Here is a 566-nt window from a genome sequence, read left to right as displayed (position 1 = left end):
CGAGGGCATCGCCCTCGCCGGCCAGCAGGCCCAGGGGGGCGTCGGGGGCGGGCTTGTCGCACGGCTGGGCGGCCACGCGGGTGGCGATGTCGCGCGCCGCAGGCGAAAAAATACAGCCAGAGGTTGTCGCTGGCGAGGTCGTAGCTGGAGAAAAGGGCGCGTCCCGAGCCGGGAGGCGTCATCAGGAACTTCGCCATGAAGATCTGCTGGATCTGGCGCGCGGGCTCGAACGCGTCCTGGTCATTGCCGAGAGCCAATTTGTACCAAGTGCTCACAGTTGCCTTTCTCCCCGGAGGCCGGGACTTCAAGATTGGAGGCCATCCTAGGGTGAACCCGAAGGCCGCCGGACCTCCCCGCGAGCGCATCGATCTGTAGGACGAAGGCCGATCCTCGGCCGCTGGCAGCGCGCCAGGGCAATGGCGCCAGCGTGCATCGCTAGACTCGTCCGCCATGTTGCAAGTCTTTTCATGGCGCCGGCGTCTGGCCGTGCGCGCGGCCACGCTCGTGGCATTTGCGGGTGCGGCGCTGCCGGCCCTGGCCCAGTCTCCCGCCACGCCCGAGGCCTG

Annotated in this window: 1 pseudogene; it reads right to left on the bottom strand. The window is 68.6% G+C overall.

Annotated features, from left to right (window positions below):
• Window positions 1–275, bottom strand: a pseudogene (locus AC27IQ_RS26835) (hypothetical protein); the annotation flags it as partial.
• Between the last annotated feature and the right edge of the window lie 291 nt (window positions 276–566).

This window comes from Acidovorax sp. KPB24-07, from assembly GCF_057543315.1.
The sequence above is the reverse complement of the archived record's forward strand: the minus strand, read 5'-3'. Positions and strand labels throughout refer to the sequence as shown.